This window comes from Bradyrhizobium sp. NAS80.1 (assembly GCF_001908205.1).
Taxonomy (GTDB): Bacteria; Pseudomonadota; Alphaproteobacteria; order Rhizobiales; family Xanthobacteraceae; genus Bradyrhizobium.
In genome coordinates, this window is the sequence record NZ_LGHL01000349.1 from 1 (window position 1) to 3,278 (window position 3,278).

The 3,278-nt window shown below is 56.7% G+C and carries 2 protein-coding genes and 1 tRNA gene; all 3 read left to right on the forward strand.

All coding sequences use genetic code 11. The features are described 5' to 3' along the window. Window positions 1-533: 533 nt before the first annotated feature. The 3 genes from AC629_RS46305 (at window position 534) to AC629_RS43225 (ending at window position 2,503) form a co-directional block, all read left to right on the forward strand. Complete coding sequence (locus tag AC629_RS46305; RefSeq protein ID WP_168195744.1) at window positions 534-680, forward strand: autotransporter outer membrane beta-barrel domain-containing protein; 147 nt, start codon at window positions 534-536, stop codon at window positions 678-680. A gap of 304 nt (window positions 681-984) precedes the next feature. Next, window positions 985-1,058, forward strand: a tRNA-Cys gene (locus tag AC629_RS43220). Between the two features lie 536 nt (window positions 1,059-1,594). Further along, the gene (locus tag AC629_RS43225; protein WP_210419220.1) at window positions 1,595-2,503 is read left to right on the forward strand and encodes an SDH family Clp fold serine proteinase; all 909 of its coding nucleotides are present in this window, start codon (window positions 1,595-1,597) and stop codon (window positions 2,501-2,503) included. Window positions 2,504-3,278: the final 775 nt, after the last annotated feature.

A 3,278-nucleotide genomic window follows, 5' to 3' on the forward strand; every position in this document is an offset into this window, starting at 1 on the left:
GAGCCGACCACCCATGAATCATTGAAAAATCGATTCGGGAATCCTAAAAAATCACGAAAATCCAATAATCTGCCAAAGTAGTGCTAGGCCGCGTACCCATAAACCCGGCGGCGTGATGCGGCGAAGGCTAGGTCCGCTTTGCCCTTGTAGCGATTAAGTTCGTGCGGGGGCGCAATATGTCGCGATGGGCCAGGAAGAATTCCCTTTGATCAGGGCGCATCGACCATAGTGGATACGGCGCTTTGCAGGCCTCTCGTTCAGGACCACACCACGAATTGCTGCCAGCGTGGCATCAGGCCCATTGGTCAGCATCGCTGCCCACTTTGTGGCTCGGCAATCACAGCCGTCGATAATTTCGAGCCGTCCGGCCGTCTGCCATGCTCGCGGCAAATCTAAAGGTACGCTGCACAAGGGGCACTGTTAGAGCGAGGTGCCTATGAAAATCCGCTGGGCGCGATGCGGCTGGACCATAGCTCAAGGACTTAAACGAAGAAAATTTGAGCTTCTCGCGGCGTCCTGCCTGACGCCAATACATGGACGTGGCCGCCGGCTTCACCACGAAGATCAATTCCAATTTCTCAGCCTTCGCCGACGCCGGATATCAGTTCGCAGTCAGCAACGAAGGCGGCGGACGCCGCAACGGTGTCAAAGGCACTGCCGGCCTCCGTTATCAATGGTGAGGGCATCAGCCCGATCGGCGTTGGCGTCAAAGGACCGCCGGCGCGGTATTCGGCGGGGCAGGCGAGCCTGACTCGAGCCACACCATCCGTACGATTGATCGCCCCGCGCGGAGCGGCCGGATAGAAACCGTCGGTCAGGCAGGCCGCGATCTGCTGTCTCGTCGCGGCATCGGAACGCCGGAGGCGGAAGGGCACTCGCATTCAGGCCGCAGCGAAGTGAAATCCTGACAGGCGTCGCCACCGCAAAGTTGGACGAAGGCGGTTGCCTAAGCCATTGATCCCCTATATTGGTCCGCCCTTACGGGGCCACGTGGCGGAGTGGTTACGCAACGGTCTGCAAAACCGTGTACACCAGTTCAATTCTGGTCGTGGCCTCCAATAAAATCAAATATTTAGGCGCGATGGCGTCGACCCTCAATTTCCTCGTCAGCATTTCGTCAGCCCGATCCGGTCCGAAGTGCCGAATTGGGGTGAGCCAATTTGTCTCGCGGACACAGCCCCCGCAGGTTTCCATCCTGCTCCTCGGGTCAGAGGGGCAGGGTCGATTACACAGGGTACAGCAGGGCCCGGCCGACAGGGCGTTAACCTGTTGTGAACCGAGAATCAGGCTGGATGCCGGAACAGTGCCGCGTAACCAAGGTTGTGACCTACTGATAGAGCCCTTTTCACGCGCGGAACTTCCATGCTACGAAACTCGCCCATAAAACAGAATCGCTCAAAAAAACGAGCGCGATCTGCACCACAGGGATACGAGGCCGCCATGGTAAATCGCGAATCTGCACTCGCGTCATATGGAATAGCTGTCGGCAGCCAACAGAGCTTTGGTTCGATCGAGCAGGTCCGGGAGGCGAGCTTCTCCGCTTATTCCGAATACACTCCGGTCACTGTCAGGTCATCTACAACTCGGACAGGTCATGCCGGCGTGGAACGAGATAAACTCAGAGATTGATAGCCTCAGTGCGCACAACGCGCACGATCTAGTCCGGAAAAAATATCTCAAGGAACTATCCGACAAGACCGGTCGCCCCGTGATCGGCTACTACTCGGGCTTTCTTTGGAAACGGGACAAGGAAGGACGGTTTCACGCCGAGTGCGCGATCAGCGACCTCGACATGAACGGCTTTATGGCCGTCATCCATGGCCTACCCAAAGACAAGGGGCTTGATCTCATCCTGCACACGCCTGGAGGCGGCATCGAGGCCGCTCGAGGCATCGTGGAATATCTCTACAAAATCTTCGGCAAAGATCTTCGAGCGATCGTGCCTCACATGGCTATGTCCGCCGGTACGATGATCGCCTGTGCCGCACAGAAAATCCTGCTCGGTAAACACTCCTGTCTGGGTCCCACCGATCCCCAAATTCGTGGCTATGCTGCCATGGGCATTCTGGCCGAAGTTGATCGGGCCATGCAGGAAATCAAAGCGGACCAGATGAAAGCGATCCTGTGGCAGCAGGTGTTCGCGAAATATCCGCCGGCGTTCATCTCTGATTGTGAGCGGTCGGTTGAAGGCGCTAGAACCATGGTGAAGGAATGGCTGCAGCATAACATGTTGTCGGGCGCGACCGATCCGGAGGCTGCCGCCGAAACTGTTATTTCTCAGCTGATGGACTACAGCGGAACGACCGAGCACTCACACCATTTCCTGATCGACAAATGCATGGACATCGGACTCACAATCGAGGCCATTGAAAGCGATCAAGAACTGCAAGAGCGCGTTTTGAGCGTCCATCACTGCTATATGGCGAGCTTCGCCCGTTCGACGTCTCTAAAGATCATTGATAATTCGAACGGGCAAACTTGGACTGTAGATGGAGCGACCTGAGATGCAAACAGCGCAAACGGTGCTCATCTGGCTATCAGTACCGATCGGATTGTTATCCGCGTTTCTTTGGTACTGGGCATCTTCAGCATTGGTGTGCGATGGAGATCCAAAAGCAGTCCCAGGATATTCGCTCGGCATGAATCATCCTTGGTCGATAAAGTTGGGTAAGCCGATCAATGTAATGGGGACGATGGCTGAGGGCGCACGCCTAAACAAACTAGCCGCCATTGCGACCGCGATTGCCGTTCTATTCCAAGCGTTGGCCACTGGCGCAGGCGCGCTAGCGGAGCGCGAACAGAGCAAGACTTGTCAAACGAGTGCCCCGAGCTGCGAAACAAGCACTTCGGCGGGCGCCAAAGGTTAGTTCGAATTCATTGCGGCTCCAGAGGACCGTTAGCGTCCTAGTTTGCGGAGGGTGCACCAGTTTCCCGGCATTTTGGTGCACTTTTCATCACGATACCTTGACCTTCCGCTGGTGTCGCTGGCCTTCCAAGCCACAAGGGCTCGCGGCTTCATCTTTGCCGAGATCGGCGCGATCATGTCGACATGCGGCCCCAGAAGATCACCTTTGGCCAGATGCGTGAAATGGGCGTCAGAGGCCTGCTCGTCTACTGCTCAGTTCGATTCGCCCAAGTCTAGCAACAAGTGCTCTTTCTCACAGTCGTGAGGCCGGGTAGACTGCGATCGGCTGTGCTGGACACGGGCTGCGCCGATAGTTCCGTTGGGGCGCGAATGGGCAGCGACATTGCCGTCGGCGAGCGCCGCAATCTTAGCA